Raw genomic sequence first — 12,678 nt, 5'->3', positions numbered from 1 at the left:
GGGAGGGCCGCAGGGTGAAATGTACCGTTTCGGGCAATGGGTGGGTCGGGGTGGGGTCCCCCCTTGGAATCCGGGGCCGGTCCCGCACCCCGGCCTGCGGAATGGGTGGGGCCGGGCGGCGCGCCGCGGAACGTGTTGCGCTCGTCACCTCCGCCGCCCGGCACCCCCCTTCGGGTCCGCCCCGTGCCCGCGCGGGTCCGGGCGGATCAGAGCGCGTACGTGGCCTGGGTGAAGCCCGCGCCCAGGGTCCGCGCGGAGCGCAGCGTGAGAGCGACGTCCCGGCCGCCGGGTTCGCCGAACAGCGGGATGCCGGAGCCGATCAGGACGGGCGCGGTGGTGATCGTCAGCTCGTCCAGCAGGCCCTCCCGCAGGAAGGTCCGTACGAGCCGGCCGCCGTCCACGTAGACGCCGCGCGCGCCCGCGGCGGTCAGCGCGTCCAGCAGGGCGTCCAGGGAGCGGTGGACGGTGACCCGCGGGTCGTCGCCGTCCAGCGTCGTGCTCAGGACCATCACCCGCTTGCCCTCGAACGGCCAGAACCCGAAGGTCAGCACCTTCTCGTAGGTCTTGCGGCCCATGGCGAGGGTGTCGATCCCGGCCATGAACGCGTCGTAGCCGGTGTCCCCGGCCTCCTCGCCGCGCGTGGTGAGCCAGTCGATGTCGCCGTCCTCGCGGGCGATGAAGCCGTCGAGGCTGACGCCGATGGTGACGGCCGTACGGAAAGTGCGCGGCCGGGCGTTCGGCGGGTGTGCGGTGCCGGCGGTGGTCGTGGTGCCGGCGGTGCTCGCGGTGCCGGCGGTGCTCGCGGTGCTCACGGTGCTTCCTCTCGTCGGTACGGGGCGAGGGCCGCGGCGAGCGCGGCGCCCCGGCGCCCCGCGAAGGTGCCCTCGCGGTCCACGGCCCACAGCAGCCCGGCCCCGGTGACGGCCGCCTGGACCGCGGGGGCCAGCCGGGCCGGGTCGGTGCCCGGGCGCAGCTCGCCGGCGGCCGCGGCCTCGTCCAGCAGGGTGCGTACGGCCGCTGCCTCGGCCTGCTGGGAGGCGAGGGCGAGGCGGCGGAACTCCGGGTCGGCCAGGTCGGCGCACAGGAACGCCAGGTGGTGCGCGTACTCCTCCGCGGTCGTCACCCCGTCCCAGGCCCCGGCGGTCAGAGCCGCCAGCGCGGCCAGCGGCGAAGGATGCCCGGCCCTGACCCGCGCCGGCAGCTCCGCGAGCTCCCGTACGCCGTGCTCGGCGACCGCCAGCAGCAGGCCGCGCTTGGAGCCGAAGCGCTGCGACAGCGTCCCGGGCACCAGCCCGACCTCGTCCGCGACCGCGCCGAGCGTCAGCCGCGCGGGCCCGGTCCGGCCCATGACGCGCACGGCGGCGCGCAGGATGGCCGCGTCGTCGATGCCGCGGGGGCGCCCGGCCACGGTCCTCACCTCGCTCTCCGGAACGGAATAATAAATGACTATTCATTCATTAAAGCGTGCCGGTGTCTCCCACACAACGGGCCCGGCTCCAAGGGCCCCAAGGTCATCGCCCACGTCTGCAACGACCTCGGCGTCACCGTCTACGACCACCGGTGAGCCCGGCCCGGACGCCCCGTTGGGCCAGTTGGCCGGAGCGTGCGGTGAGGTGTCCCGGCAGGCGCCCGGCGCGGGGCAGTATCGGCCGCATGCGCTACCGACATGCCACCGAAGCCGACGCGCCGGCCATGGCCGCGCTCTTCGCCGCCAACCACCACGACGCCCTCACGGAAGAGCAGCGCCGCGCCCAGGGCTTCGTGCAGGGCACGTTCGACGAGGAGGCGCTGCGCGCCATGGCCCGGGCCGGTGAACTGCTCGTCGCGGACGACGCGGGCCGGGTGGCCGGGCTCCTCGCCCTCTCGGCGGCGGCGGACCTCCCGGACCCGCCCCCGCCGGTGCGCGCGCTCCTCGACGCCCAGGACGTCCTGCGCTGGCAGGACCGGCCGCTGCGCCAGGTGCGCTGGCTGCTGTACGGCCCCGTGGTGGTCGACGCCGCGTTCCGGGGCCGGGGCGTGGCCCGCGGCCTGTTCACGATGGCCGTCGCGGTGGCGGCGCAGGCGCGTGCCGAGGCCGTCGTCGCCTTCATCGAGGCGGGCAACGCGCCGTCCTGGCGGGTCCACGTCGACGGCTTCGGCATGACCCCGCTCGGCGACTACGAGGCCGGGGGCCGCACCTACAGCGCCGTCGCGGCCGCCGCCGGGGAGCCGGCCTGAGCGCACACGTCGAAGTGGCTGACCCGGCAGGTGTCCGAGGGGATCGCCCGGCCCAGGTTGAGGGCGGTGCCGTCGCCCGCGATGCGCCACCGCTTGCCCTCCGGTACGAGATGGCAGGGCGCCGCGCCGGGCTGGATCAGGATCCACCGGCCGTGGACCGTCCGGTGCCAGTACGCGGCCTCGCCGCACCGCCGGCACACCGCCGGGCGGCCCTCGCGCGCATCGGGCTGCCGCGGCCGGCCGATGGTCACGAGGGTGTCCGCCAGTACCTGCGCGAGCAGGAACGGCCCGTTCTCACTGCGCCGGACCCGGTCCCGCTCGTGGGTGTTCGTGTTCAATCGTCCCCCTTCCCCGCTCTGTTGGTAGCGGTTCAGGGGGCCGTCAGGCCACCGTTACGGTGCTCAATCCCCCGAACGGGTGGCGACCCCGCCGGGGAACACGCCCCAGGCGTCCGCCGGCACGGAGAAGCGGGGCCCGGCCGCGCCGAGCTTGGTGTCCCGGACGTGGACGGTGTGGGGGCAGGACGCCACCTCGACGCAGTGGGCTCCTTGGCCGTCGCTGTACGTGGACTTGTGCCAGTCCAGGGCGACTTCGACGCAGTGGGAGCCTTGGCCGTCGCTGGCCGGGGATGAACAGCGGTTCGTAGGTGTTGAAGGCCAGGCACTCCGCCTCCGCCGCCATGAACTCCTCGGACCGTTTCGGGAACGGCTCCGGCTCCATGTACTCGGCTGCCGCCACCAGTTTGCCGCCCGCTCCGAACAGCTGGTCCGCCGCCCGGAGCAGCTGCATCGTCGGGCGCCTGCGGCCCGGTTCCATCGACTTGACGGTCTCCGGGTCGTAGTTCGCCTCCTCCGCCAGCTCCTCCCGGGTCTTGCCCGCTTGGCACGCCCGTGTCCCCGGCCGGGAGGTCTGGGTGCGGTGCCGGTTCGACGGGGAGCGGCTGCGGGTGGAGGTGCTCGACGCCGATCGGGCTGCCCGTCCCTCGGGAGCCCCGGCCGCTGGCGGAGTCCGGGCGGGGGCCGGGGATCGTGGCGGCGCTGGCGGAGGACTGGGGGGCGTACCCGAGGGAGTGCGGGATCGGGAAGGCGGTGTGGTTCGAGCTCGCCACGCCGAGTGATCGCGGAGGATCGATTCGCCCGCCAGCGCCTTCCTAGGGTCGGTCCCGCACCCCCCCCACGGAAGGAATCCACCCGCTCATGAAGCTCCGCAACACCGCCGCCGCCGCTCTCGCGGCCTTCGCGCTGGTCCTCACCCTGCCCGGATCGGCTTCGGCCGCCGCGGGCGACTTCCACTACAAGTACGTCGACGACCGCGGCCATGAGGAGCGCATCACCCTGCACGACCCGCACAGCGGCAAGTGCGTCAACCTGTACGCGGTCGGCGACGACGAAGAACTGCCCGGCTACGCCCCGCACAACCAGACGGACTCCTGGGTCACGGTCTACGTCGGCGCCGGCTGCACGGGCCCCGAATGGCGGCTGCGCCCCAAGGGGAACGCCGCCAGCGACCGGCTCGATGTCCGCTCGGTGAGGTTCGACGTCAACGCGGGCTAGTCCGGCGCCGCCAGGCCGTTCCCGTCGCGGAGGCCGCGAAGGCCACCAGCAGGGCCGTGATCAGCACCGGCAGCCAGTCGGGGACCAGCTCCCGCGTGCCGAGCGGCCCGTAGCAGGTCGTCTGCGGCGGGAACGCCGTCCGCGCCGCCGTCTCGGCGGGTCGGCAGGACAGGACCGGCGGGGAGGCCAGCGCGTACGCGACCACCAGCAGTGCGCCCGAGACGGCGGTCAGGACCCCGAAGCGCCGCCGCGACCCCGGGCGGCGCAGGTGCGCGAACTCCAGGGCGAACGCGCCGAGCAGCAGCAGGATCAGGACGGCCTGGAAGAACCACCACACGTACGCCAGGGCGCCGATCGCCGACAGTTCCGTACCGTCCGGGTACACGCAGGTGTCGTCGTACGGGAAGACCGTGCCCTCCACCCGGAAGGCGCCGCCGGGGCCGATCATGCCGTGCGAGCAGCGCTCGACGTGCTCCGAGACCTCGGTGACCAGGACCGTCAGCAGCCACAGCGGGACCATGACCGCGAGGACCGTGGCGAAGGCGAGCCACGCCCCGCTGGGGGACGGGAGCGCGGTCCAGGCCCGTATGCGGTCGCGGGCCGTTTCGGTGGCGTACATGCCAGGAGCCTAGGGGGCCGCGGCCCGCAGCGGTCAGAACGGTTCCAGGACGACCAGGGGGATCTCGCGGTCCGTGGCCGCCTGGTCCTCCTCGTACGCGGGCCACAGGCCCGTCATCAGGTACCAGTACGTCTCCCGCTCCGCCGGTCCGGCGGTGTGGGCCGTGGCCCGGCGCAGGGTCGCGCCGGCCTGGAAGCGGACCTCGGGGTGCGCGGTGAGGTTGCGGTACCAGCCGGGGTGGTGCGGGGCGCCGTAGCCCGAGGCCACCAGGATGATGCGGCCCGCGTCCTCGCCGTAGACCAGCGGGGTCCGGACGGCGCGGCCGGTGGCGCGGCCGGCCGTGGTGAGCAGGAGGGTGTGGACGCCGTGCCACAGGTGGCCGTCGGCGCCGACGGAGGCCACGTAGGCGCGTACGTGGTCGAGCTGCGGGCCTGGTCGAGGGTCCACGGGGTGGTCCCAGTCGACGTCGAGTGCGTGCATTCACCTGTCCTTAGGGTCGTGGCCCCCGGGCGGCTAACGAGCATTCACCGATTCTGGATGCGGCCGACCCGTAGCGCCCGCCCACTGGTCTGAACCAAGCTCGTGGCATGGACCTGGAGCTGAGGCACCTCAAGATCGTCAGGGCCGTCGCGGACGCCGGCAGCCTGACCCGGGCCGCCACCGCGCTGGGGATCGCGCAGCCCGCGCTCAGCACGCAGCTGAAGCGGATCGAACGGGCGCTGGGCGGGGCGCTGTTCGTGCGCGGCCGGGAGGGGGTACGGGCCACGCCGCTCGGGGAACTGGTGCTGGACCGGGCCCGCGTCGTACTGCCCGCCGTGTGCGAACTCCAGGAGGAGGCGGTGCGGTTCGCCCGGCAGGGCGCGGACGGCTACCGGCTCGGCGGCACGCACGGGCCGCTGCTCGGCGGCCTCGTGGACCGGCTGGCCCGCCAGGAGCCGGGGGTGCCCGTGACCACGTACACCTCCTGGTCCGAGAAGGACGTCGCCGGGGGCGTCGCCGACGGGCGTCTGGACTTCGCGCTGGTCGGGGTCTGCGGGGAGAGCGCGCCGCCCGAGCCGGGGCGCCTCGCGTGGATGGAGGTGGCGCGGGACGCGGTGTACGTGATGCTCGCCGAGGACCATCCGCTGGCCGCCCGGCGGGAGATCGACCTGGCCGAACTGGCCGCCGAGGCCTGGACGGACGTGCCGGGCGACGGCTGCTTCGGGGACTGTTTCGCGGCGGCGTGCGTACGGGCCGGGTTCACGCCCGCCTGCGTCTACGAGACCGACACCGCCTCCTGCGTCCACCTCGTGCAGGTCGGGCGGGCGGTCGGGCTGTGCCGGGCCACCTTCCCGGTCACCCCGGGGGTGGTGGCCCGGCCGCTGGCCGGGACCCCGCTGGTGTGGCGGCACCTGCTGGGGTGGCACCCGGCGGCGCGGGCGGCGGGCCGGGCCGCCGACGTACTGGAGCACGCCCGGGCCGCGCACGCGCAGGCCCTCGCCGGCTCGGCCGGGGCGGCGAACGGCGTCGGGGGGCCGGTCGCGGGCGGGACCGGCAACGGGCTGGCGGCCGCGACGGTCAGCCCGGCGGCCCGGCCCGCCCGGTGACACCCCGCGAAGGCCGCCCGGTCACCGGCCGCCCCGTGACGGCCGGGCGGGGGGAAACTCCCGTGCCGGGGCGCCGGTGACGGGGCAGACTCGCCGCATGGCGGACACGGCAGGCACAGCGGACACAGCGGCATTCCGGGACGCGGTCGGCGACTGGGCGGCGGGCGGCCCCGGCGGGCCGGCGGGTGAACTCGCCGCGCGGCTGGGGGTGCGGACGGCGGTGCTGCTGGAGGGGCTGAGCGACCGCGCGGCCGTCGAGGCGCTGGCCGGGGCGCGGGGCCGGGACCTCGCCGCCGAGGGGGTGTGCGTGGTGTCGATGGGCGGGGCCATGAGCGTCGCCCGGTACGCCGGCCTCCTCGGGCCGCCCGGACTCGGCCTGCGCCTGGCGGGCCTGTGCGACGTGGGCGAGCAGGGCTTCTACGAACGCGGCCTGGAGCGGGCGGGGGCGCCGTACCGGGGCTTCTTCGTGTGCGCGGCGGACCTGGAGGACGAGCTGATCCGCGCGCTCGGCCCGGAACGGGTCGAGGAGGTCATCGGGGCCGAGGGGGACGTCCGGGCCTGGCAGACCTTCCTGCGCCAGCCCGCGCAGCACGGCCGGCCCCGGCAGCAGCAGCTGCGGCGCTTCCTCGGCACGAAGAAGGGCCGCAAGATCCGCTACGGCCGCGTCCTGGTCGAGGCCCTCACCCCCGACCGGGTCCCGGCCCCGCTCGACGACCTCCTGGCGACGCTCTGACCGGGCTGACCGGGCTGACCGGGCTGACCGGGCTGACGGGCCGCGCGCGGGCCGGCTGACGGGCCGCGCCGGCCGGCCTTCGCCCGCCCCCGCCGGCCCACGCGAAGGGCCCCGGACCGGGGGCGACCCGGGCCGGGGCTCTTGGCAGCATCCGCGCCGAGCGCTACGGCAGGTAGCGCTCGATGACCTGCGGACCCTCCTTCTCGATCATCTGGCGTGCCTTTTCGAGCCGCTCCGGAGTCGGCTCCATCCCGCGCACCATCACGAGGTCTTCCGGGTCGTAGGGCCGCTCGCCGCCCGAGAAGAGCCGGTCGGGCCGCCGGGGCTGCTGATCCGCTGCACTGTCCATCGCGTACCTCCTCCGATGCCCCCTGGGGCCATCCTGCGGCGGCCGCCCCATGAACGCACCCCGGGGCGGGCCCGGCCCGGCGGCCCGCGCCGGGCATACCGCCGGGGGAGGGGCCAACCGACAGCTCCCGCACGGTGGTTCGGGTTCCTACGGTTTCGGTTACCCCCACCGAACCGAGGAGATCCCCCATGCTCAAGCGACACGCCCGCGCGGCGTGTACCGCCCTGGCCGCCGCCGGGCTGCTGCTGGCCGCGGCGGGCGGCGCCACCGCCGGCCCCGCCCCCGCGGCCCCCACCGCGGGCACCTCCGCCGCCGCCACCCTCCGTACCGCCGAAGCGCCCCCCGAGCTGCTCGCCGCCCTCCAGCGGGACCTCGGCCTGACCCCCACGCAGGCCAAGGCCCGACTCGCCCACGAAGCCGAGGCGGGCGCCACCGCCGCCCGGCTCCGGGACCGGCTCGGCGCCGCCTTCGCCGGGGCCTGGGTGGACGGCGCCGACGCCGCCACCCTGACCGTGGCCACCACCCGGGCCGCCGACACCGCCGCGATACGGGCCGCCGGCGCCCGGGCCGCCGTCGTCACCCGGACCCTGGCCGACCTCGACGCCGCCCAGGCCGTACTGGACCGGGCCGCCGACGCCGGGACCCCGGTCCGGTACGCCGACCCGCGCACCAACCGCCTGGTCGTCGAGGAGACCCGGGCGGGCGCGGCGGCCCGGCTGCTGGCCGCCACCGGCACCGACGCGGCCCTGGTCACCGTGGTCCGTACGGCCGAGGCCCCGCGGCCGCTGTACGACCTGCGCGGCGGAGACGCCTACTACATGAACGGCAGCGGGCGCTGCTCCGTCGGCTTCCCGGTCACCAAGGGCACGGTGAACGGTTTCGCCACCGCCGGGCACTGCGGCCGGGCCGGAACCACCACCACCGGCTTCAACCAGGTCGCCCAGGGGTCCTTCCAAGCCTCCGTCTTCCCCGGCAACGACATGGCCTGGGTCGCCGCGAACGCCCAGTGGACCGCCACCCCGTACGTCAAGGGCAGCGGCGGCGCGAACGTGCAGGTCACCGGCTCGGTCCTGCAACCCGTCGGGTCCTCCGTCTGCCGCTCCGGCTCGACCACCGGCTGGCACTGCGGAACCGTCCAGCAGCACAACACCAGCGTCACCTACCCCGAGGGCACCATCTCGGGCGTGACCCGTACGACGGTCTGCGCCGAGCCCGGCGACTCCGGCGGCTCCTACATCTCCGGCAGCCAGGCCCAGGGCGTCACCTCCGGCGGCTCCGGGAACTGCTCCAGCGGCGGCACCACCTTCTTCCAGCCGCTGAACCCGATCCTGTCCGCGTACGGCCTCACCCTCAAGACCACGGGCAGCGGCCCGGGCCCCGGCCCCGGCCCCGGTGACCCCGAGCCGGGCGGCACCTGGAAGGCGGGCACGGTCTACGCGACCGGCGCCTCCGTCACCCACGGCGGCGCGACCTACCGCTGCCTCCAGGGGCACCAGGCCCAGACGGGCTGGGAGCCGCCGGCCGTCCCCGCGCTCTGGCAGCGCGTCTGACCGGCGCGCCCCGCCCGGGGACAGGGGGTGCCGTGGCTGCCAAGGGGGGAGTCACGGCGCCCCCGCCCGCGCGTCCCGGCCCGGCAGGCCGGCCGGGTCCGTACGACCGTCCGGCCGCCGTGGTCAGGCGGCGAACGCCGCCGCCACCCCCGCCGCGACCAGCAGCCCGCAGATCCCCAGGTTCACGGTCCGGTGCTCCCAGAACACCGCGACGAACTCGCGCAGGGTCGCGCTCGGCCAGAAGTACCGGGCCGTCGGCGAGCCCACCACCTGGCCGTTGACGCCCGCCTTGCGGGCCATCATCGCGGCCCGGAAGGCGTGGAAGTTGTTGGTGACCACCACGCACCGGTAGCCGGGATCGCCCGCGGTCATCAGCTCCCGGCTGAACTGCATGTTCTCCTCGGTCGTCGTCGAGCGCTCCTCCAGCGCGACGTGCTCCGCCGGAACGCCCTCCGCGATCAGCCAGTCCGCCATCGCCCGCGCCTCGGACACCTTCTCGTCCGTCCCCTTGCCCCCCGAGACCAGCAGCACCGGCGGGCGGCCGCCGCGGGCCAGCTGGGCCGCGTAGATCTGCCGGCCCTTGCGCAGCCGCGAGGCCAGCAGCGGCGGCACCTGGTCCCCGCAGACCAGGCCCGAGCCGAGCATGACCACGTGGTCGACATCGCCGCGGACCTTGATCCGGCCGTAGAGGTAGGCATAGCCGAGGAAGCACATGAAGATGAAGGAGACGTAGGCGGCGACCGCGCTGACGACCGCCGCGACCCCGGTCACCGCCGTCGAGTCGAAGGCCCCCGCGGCCGCCACCAGCGCGATCACCGCGAAGATGCCCAGGCCCGCCAGCATCGACAGCAGGTTCGGCAGGTAGGCGCCCTCCTTGCGGACCATGGTCACGCCGTTGGCGACGAGGAACACGCCCAGCGCCAGGATGCCGAGGGCGGGCAGGCCGAACACCACCAGCAGCACGAGCAGGGCGGCCCAGCCGGGCAGCTCGTCCACCTGGAGGAGCAGGGCGGACGACAGGGTGAGGAACGTCAGGCCCAGCAGGACGGCGTTGCGGAACCTGCGGCGGTCGTTGCGGGCACTGACGCAGAAGGAGAGGAAGAAGAGCGCGGCGAGGGCGAAGGCGACCATGCCGTTCATCGTAGGGGGCGGCGGGGGGCCGGTGCGGGGCCGCTCCGTACCGACCGACCTGCGAGGACGTCCGTCCGACGGCCCTCGTGGATCACCGGCCGGCCGTCGATGAACACGTAGGGGATCCCGGTCGGCAGGACGCGCGGACGCTCGTACGTGGACCCGGCCGCGACCGTGGCCGGATCGAAGAGGACGAGGTCGGCCCGGAAGCCCTCCCGGACCAGGCCCCGGTCGGGCAGCCGCAGCCGGGCCGCCGGGCGCCCGGCGAGGTGCGCCACGCACTCCTCCAGCGAGAGCACGCCCAGGTCGCGGACGTAGTGGCCGAGGTAGTGCGGGAAGGTGCCGTAGGCGCGCGGGTGCGGCTTCGCGCCCTGGAGGATGCCGTCGGAGCCGCCCGTGTGGACCCGGTGGCGCATGATCGTCCGGACGTTCTCCTCGTGGCCGACGTGCTGGAGGACCGTCGGCGCGAGCCGGTCCTCCAGCAGCAGCCGCCGGGCGGTGTCCCAGCCGTCGACGCGCCGGCCGACGTGCGCGGCGGCGAGGGCGGGGTCCCCGACGCCCGAGATCTCGATCGTCGACCAGTCGACGGGCACCCCGTGACAGCCGTCGGCCCCCTCGACCTCCAGTGCGTGGCGGATCCGGGCGGCCACGGCGTCGTCGCGCAGCCGGGCCAGCACCGCCTCGGGGCCGCCCTCGTTCGCCCAGCTGGGCAGCAGGGCGACCAGGGTGGTGCAGCCGGGGGTGTACGGATAGCTGTCGAGGGTGATGTCGCGGCCCCGGTCCAGGGCCGCGTCGAGGAGCGCGAGGAGTTCGGGGGCCCGGCCCTCGTTCTCGCCGAAGTTCATGGTGGCGTGCGCGAGGTGCAGCGCGCAGCCGGCCTCCCGGGTCAGCTCGATCATCTCGGCGTACGCGTCGAGCGCGCGGTGGCCGTAACTGCGGTGGTGCGGGCAGTAGTAGCCGCCGTGCCGCGCCACCACCCGGCACAGCTCGGTCAGTTCGGCGCCGCCGGCGTACATGCCGGGGGTGTAGGTGAGCCCGGACGACAGGCCGGCCGCGCCCTGGGCCAGACCCTCGTCGACGAGCTCCCGCATCCGGTCCAGCTCGGCGGCGGTCGCGGGCCGGTCGTCCCAGCCGACGGCGTACGCGCGGACCGTGCCCTGGGGGACGAGGTAGGCGGCGTTCACGGCGATGCCGCGGCCGCCGTGGGCGCGGTCGAGGCGGTCCAGGTACCCGCCGACGGTGCGCCAGTCGAAGTCGACGTCGTCGCCGGAGCCGTTCCAGCCCGCGATGGCCGTGCGGACCCCGGCGAGGGTGCGCTCGTCGGCGGGCGCGTACGACAGGCCGTCCTGGCCCAGGACTTCGAGGGTGACGCCCTGGGCGGCCTTCGCGCTGTGGTCCGGGTCGCGGAGCAGGGCCAGGTCGCTGTGGGCGTGCATGTCGACGAAGCCGGGGGCGAGCGCGAGCCCGTGCGCGTCGAGCGTGCGGCGCCCGCCGCCCGGGATCCGGCCGATCGCGGCGATCCGGCCCCCGTGCACGCCGACGTCCGCCGTGTACGAGGGCCCGCCCGTGCCGTCGACGACGCGGGCACCGCGGATGACGAGGTCCATGCGGCCGCGGCCTAGAAGAAGGTGCGGACGTAGTCGGTGACCGTGCCGTCGGCCTCCACGACCGGGATCAGCGGCCACTTCTCGAAGATCGTGCACGGGTGGGACATGCCGAGCGCCACCCAGTCGCCGACGTCCAGGTCCCCGGCGGAGCCGGTCTCCAGCCAGGTGTGCTGGTCGGACAGCTTCACCACGCGGACCCCGGTCGCGGGCCGCTCGGTCCCGCCCCGCGCGTCGCGGACCAGCTCGGCCTCCGGCAGGCCCAGGTCGTAGGCGATGTCCCGCTTGCCGGCGTTGACGAACGCCTGCGTGGGGGAGGGGCGGGAGACCACCTGCGTCCACAGCCGGAACGCGGGGCGCAGCCCGCCCTCTTCCGGGATCCGGTTGAAGGGCGTCAGGCGGGTGTACCAGCCGTGGTCGTGGGAGACGTACGCGCCGGAGCGCAGCAGCTTCAGGACCGGGCGGGACAGCTCGGGGATCCCGGCGAAGACATCGGCGACGGCGTCGAACCAGGCCGAGCCGCCGGCGCTGACGACGATCTCGTCCAGGTCCGCGGCGAACCGCCCGGCCTGGTCGAACTCGGCGGCCAGCGCGGTCAGGCGGCGCAGGTAGGCGTGGACGTTGTCCTCGTCGGCGCCGGGGACCTCGGCCTCGTACCCGGCGACGCCGACGAGGCGCAGGGTGTCCGTGGCGGCGACGGCGTCGGCGACGGCGCGGCAGTCCTCGTCGGTCCGGGCGCCGGTACGGGCCCCCTCGCCGGCGCCGAGCTCCACGACCACGTCCAGGACGGCCGGCTGCCCCTGGAGGGCGCGGTCCATCAGGCGCACCCCGCGCACGGAGTCGACGTAGCAGACGAAGCGGAAGCCGGGGTCGGCGGCGAGCTCGGCGGCGACCCAGCGCAGGGCGGCGGGATCGACGAGCTCGTTGGCGAGGAAGATCCGCCGGATGCCGAAGGCGCGGTAGACGCGGGCCTGGTGGGGGACGGCGGCGGTGATGCCCCAGGCGCCGTGGTCGAGCTGGCGGCGGAAGAGCTGGGGGGACATGCACGTCTTGCCGTGGGGTGCGAAGGCCAGCGCGTGCCGGGCGGCGTAGGTGCCCAGCGCGGTGAGGTTGTGCTCCAGCGCGTCGGCGTCGAGGGTCAGCACGGGGGTGGTGAACCCGCCGGTGTACAGATCGCGGCGCTGCGCGGCGAGCCCGCCCACGGTGAGGCCGGCGGCCTGGGCGTCCGGGGGGAGGCCCTTGAACCGGTGGTCCACCGGCTCGTCGGCGAGGTCCTTGACGGGGTCGCTGGCGGGGTCGCTGGCGCTGGCCATGCGGGTGCCTCCCGGGTGTGTGT

Annotated in this window: 14 protein-coding genes and 2 pseudogenes; 5 read left to right on the top strand and 11 right to left on the bottom strand. The window is 75.4% G+C overall.

Annotated elements, in window-relative coordinates; translation table 11 throughout:
* Positions 1-206 precede the first annotated feature (206 nt).
* On the bottom strand, positions 207-812 hold the full coding sequence (locus ABT106_RS06860) for a dihydrofolate reductase family protein (protein ID WP_351273345.1): 606 nt from the start codon (positions 810-812) through the stop codon (positions 207-209).
* On the bottom strand, positions 809-1,408 hold the full coding sequence (locus tag ABT106_RS06855) for a TetR/AcrR family transcriptional regulator (RefSeq protein ID WP_351273343.1): 600 nt from the start codon (positions 1,406-1,408) through the stop codon (positions 809-811). Before ABT106_RS06855 ends, ABT106_RS06860 begins: the two co-directional genes overlap by 4 nt.
* A gap of 245 nt (positions 1,409-1,653) precedes the next feature.
* Here ABT106_RS06855 and ABT106_RS06850 point away from each other — a divergent pair, with 245 nt between their 5' ends.
* On the top strand, positions 1,654-2,217 hold the full coding sequence (locus ABT106_RS06850; RefSeq protein ID WP_351273340.1) for a GNAT family N-acetyltransferase: 564 nt from the start codon (positions 1,654-1,656) through the stop codon (positions 2,215-2,217).
* On the opposite strand, the gene ABT106_RS06845 is transcribed toward ABT106_RS06850, so the two are convergent.
* The 3 genes and pseudogenes from ABT106_RS06845 to ABT106_RS32125 form a co-directional block, all read right to left on the bottom strand.
* Complete coding sequence (locus ABT106_RS06845; RefSeq protein WP_351273338.1) at positions 2,178-2,555, bottom strand: DUF6083 domain-containing protein; 378 nt, start codon at positions 2,553-2,555, stop codon at positions 2,178-2,180. The genes ABT106_RS06850 and ABT106_RS06845 overlap by 40 nt on opposite strands.
* A gap of 63 nt (positions 2,556-2,618) precedes the next feature.
* Positions 2,619-2,846: pseudogene (locus ABT106_RS06840) on the bottom strand (DUF397 domain-containing protein); the annotation flags it as partial.
* Between the two features lie 112 nt (positions 2,847-2,958).
* Positions 2,959-3,345: pseudogene (locus ABT106_RS32125) on the bottom strand (helix-turn-helix domain-containing protein); the annotation flags it as partial.
* Between the two features lie 68 nt (positions 3,346-3,413).
* Here ABT106_RS32125 and ABT106_RS06830 point away from each other — a divergent pair.
* Positions 3,414-3,770 carry a hypothetical protein gene (locus tag ABT106_RS06830; RefSeq protein WP_351273335.1) on the top strand — a complete coding sequence of 119 codons (357 nt, stop codon included), beginning with the start codon at positions 3,414-3,416 and terminating at the stop codon, positions 3,768-3,770.
* On the opposite strand, the gene ABT106_RS06825 is transcribed toward ABT106_RS06830, so the two are convergent.
* Both ABT106_RS06825 and ABT106_RS06820 read right to left on the bottom strand, forming a co-directional pair.
* Positions 3,757-4,389 (bottom strand): hypothetical protein, encoded by a 633-nt coding sequence (locus tag ABT106_RS06825; protein WP_351273332.1) that lies wholly within the window; start codon positions 4,387-4,389, stop codon positions 3,757-3,759. The genes ABT106_RS06830 and ABT106_RS06825 overlap by 14 nt on opposite strands.
* Before the next feature lie 33 nt (positions 4,390-4,422).
* Entirely contained in the window at positions 4,423-4,869 is a 447-nt protein-coding gene (locus ABT106_RS06820; RefSeq protein ID WP_351273330.1) for a nitroreductase family deazaflavin-dependent oxidoreductase, read from the bottom strand.
* A gap of 107 nt (positions 4,870-4,976) precedes the next feature.
* On the opposite strand from ABT106_RS06820, the gene ABT106_RS06815 reads away from it, so the two are divergent.
* A complete protein-coding gene (locus ABT106_RS06815) occupies positions 4,977-5,975 on the top strand; it encodes a LysR family transcriptional regulator (protein ID WP_351273327.1) in 999 nt (332 codons plus the stop codon).
* 97 nt (positions 5,976-6,072) lie between these two features.
* Positions 6,073-6,708, top strand: coding sequence for a TOPRIM nucleotidyl transferase/hydrolase domain-containing protein (locus ABT106_RS06810; protein ID WP_351273324.1), 636 nt, complete (start codon positions 6,073-6,075; stop codon positions 6,706-6,708).
* Positions 6,709-6,871: 163 nt separating this feature from the next.
* On the opposite strand, the gene ABT106_RS06805 is transcribed toward ABT106_RS06810, so the two are convergent.
* Positions 6,872-7,057 (bottom strand): hypothetical protein, encoded by a 186-nt coding sequence (locus ABT106_RS06805; protein ID WP_351273321.1) that lies wholly within the window; start codon positions 7,055-7,057, stop codon positions 6,872-6,874.
* Between the two features lie 188 nt (positions 7,058-7,245).
* Between ABT106_RS06805 and ABT106_RS06800 the strand changes: the two genes are divergently transcribed.
* Positions 7,246-8,607, top strand: a complete 1,362-nt coding sequence (locus ABT106_RS06800) for a carbohydrate-binding protein (RefSeq protein ID WP_351273318.1) — start codon at positions 7,246-7,248, stop codon at positions 8,605-8,607.
* 123 nt (positions 8,608-8,730) lie between these two features.
* Here ABT106_RS06800 and ABT106_RS06795 read toward each other — a convergent pair whose 3' ends face one another.
* Genes ABT106_RS06795 through ABT106_RS06785 form a run of 3 tightly spaced genes read right to left on the bottom strand, consistent with a single transcriptional unit; the run spans position 8,731 to position 12,655 of the window.
* Positions 8,731-9,738, bottom strand: coding sequence for a YdcF family protein (locus ABT106_RS06795; protein ID WP_351273316.1), 1,008 nt, complete (start codon positions 9,736-9,738; stop codon positions 8,731-8,733).
* Positions 9,739-9,743: 5 nt separating this feature from the next.
* Positions 9,744-11,345 carry an N-acyl-D-amino-acid deacylase family protein gene (locus ABT106_RS06790; RefSeq protein ID WP_351273313.1) on the bottom strand — a complete coding sequence of 534 codons (1,602 nt, stop codon included), beginning with the start codon at positions 11,343-11,345 and terminating at the stop codon, positions 9,744-9,746.
* Positions 11,346-11,356: 11 nt separating this feature from the next.
* Positions 11,357-12,655 carry an amino acid deaminase gene (locus ABT106_RS06785; RefSeq protein ID WP_351273311.1) on the bottom strand — a complete coding sequence of 433 codons (1,299 nt, stop codon included), beginning with the start codon at positions 12,653-12,655 and terminating at the stop codon, positions 11,357-11,359.
* Positions 12,656-12,678 lie beyond the last annotated feature (23 nt).

The organism is Streptomyces sp. NPDC002044 (assembly GCF_040296725.1).
GTDB classification, from domain to species: domain Bacteria; phylum Actinomycetota; class Actinomycetes; order Streptomycetales; family Streptomycetaceae; genus Streptomyces; species Streptomyces antarcticus.
This window is presented reverse-complemented; position numbering and strand designations above follow the sequence as displayed.

Excerpts from the sequence above, each read along its gene's own strand:
- ABT106_RS06850 (WP_351273340.1), top strand. The coding sequence starts at position 1,654 with ATGCGCTACCGACATGCCACCGAAGCCGACGCGCCGGCCATGGCCGCG.
- ABT106_RS06830 (WP_351273335.1), top strand. The coding sequence starts at position 3,414 with ATGAAGCTCCGCAACACCGCCGCCGCCGCTCTCGCGGCCTTCGCGCTG.
- ABT106_RS06825 (WP_351273332.1), bottom strand. The coding sequence starts at position 4,389 with ATGTACGCCACCGAAACGGCCCGCGACCGCATACGGGCCTGGACCGCG.
- ABT106_RS06820 (WP_351273330.1), bottom strand. The coding sequence starts at position 4,869 with ATGCACGCACTCGACGTCGACTGGGACCACCCCGTGGACCCTCGACCA.
- ABT106_RS06815 (WP_351273327.1), top strand. The coding sequence starts at position 4,977 with ATGGACCTGGAGCTGAGGCACCTCAAGATCGTCAGGGCCGTCGCGGAC.
- ABT106_RS06810 (WP_351273324.1), top strand. The coding sequence starts at position 6,073 with ATGGCGGACACGGCAGGCACAGCGGACACAGCGGCATTCCGGGACGCG.
- ABT106_RS06805 (WP_351273321.1), bottom strand. The coding sequence starts at position 7,057 with ATGGACAGTGCAGCGGATCAGCAGCCCCGGCGGCCCGACCGGCTCTTC.
- ABT106_RS06800 (WP_351273318.1), top strand. The coding sequence starts at position 7,246 with ATGCTCAAGCGACACGCCCGCGCGGCGTGTACCGCCCTGGCCGCCGCC.
- ABT106_RS06795 (WP_351273316.1), bottom strand. The coding sequence starts at position 9,738 with ATGGTCGCCTTCGCCCTCGCCGCGCTCTTCTTCCTCTCCTTCTGCGTC.
- ABT106_RS06790 (WP_351273313.1), bottom strand. The coding sequence starts at position 11,345 with ATGGACCTCGTCATCCGCGGTGCCCGCGTCGTCGACGGCACGGGCGGG.
- ABT106_RS06785 (WP_351273311.1), bottom strand. The coding sequence starts at position 12,655 with ATGGCCAGCGCCAGCGACCCCGCCAGCGACCCCGTCAAGGACCTCGCC.